This window comes from Bacillus sp. JJ1503, assembly GCF_036965125.1.
Taxonomy (GTDB): Bacteria; Bacillota; Bacilli; order Bacillales; family Cytobacillaceae; genus Cytobacillus.
In genome coordinates, this window is the sequence record NZ_JBALOZ010000350.1 from 1 (window position 1) to 920 (window position 920).

Genomic DNA, 920 nt, shown 5'->3' on the forward strand with positions numbered 1-920 from the left:
GCCTTTTAAATCTTTCTATTTTTCTTTAAGTCTTTTTATCACCTAGTAGGCGAAATAAGGCAAGACAAGGTGAACAGTTAGCTTCGAAAATCCAAATTTTTTTATTTTTATCAATCCCAATATCTAATCCAAAAATTCGATGTCCTGGATAAATGCTGGATAACCTCTCGGCTGTAAGTAGGGTTATTTCTTCAATTCTTTTTATTAATTTAGTTGGATTAACATTTTTTATATTTGATTTTTCCAATGCGTTTTGAACAGTCATTACTTTTTGGGCCACATTTGTAATAAAATACCCCTTCAATGCTACTTTTGCTGCCATTCCGGTTACCACCCATGTTGCATCTTCTGTCTTTCTTTGAACCATTACTCTTAGGTCAAAAGGAAAATTATTAATTTTAGCTAGATTAATAGCCTGCTGTACTATGTTTTCTCGTTTAACTAAATTACTTTTTATAGCTCTAAATGTTTTCATTCTTCCATAAATAATACGCTTGTGCCCCTCTGAACGGAACTCATACAAGTCTTTATCAATCGTTTTAATTTTAATTAACCCGTTTCCAAAACGCCCCCTATTAGGTTTAACAATAACTTGCTGATGTCGCTCCATAAGCCCCCAAAAGTTATCCTCATTCAACATCATTGTTTCTGGTAAAAAATTTTTTAATTGATCATCCAGAATTAGAGTCTTATGTTGGTCCACTTTTCCGTAAGAGACTTTCAACAGTACTCACACTCATTTCCGTTGTTTTTCCTTATGATATTCATTATTCTTCCTCCCTCTTGTATTTGTGACTAAAAATAAATAATAAAAGGAGGTCCAAGAAAATGGAAAAAACGGACTATGAAAAAATGCAATTTTAAATCAGATTGGTAAATTAGCCGCTTCAGCTTGTTCACCTCTGAATACCTTATTACAG

General features: G+C 32.7%; 1 protein-coding gene. It reads right to left on the minus strand.

Annotated features, from left to right (window positions below; genetic code table 11):
- Window positions 1-25 precede the first annotated feature (25 nt).
- The gene (locus V7149_RS22385) at window positions 26-724 is read right to left on the minus strand and encodes a YheC/YheD family protein (RefSeq protein WP_335347795.1); all 699 of its coding nucleotides are present in this window, start codon (window positions 722-724) and stop codon (window positions 26-28) included.
- Window positions 725-920: the final 196 nt, after the last annotated feature.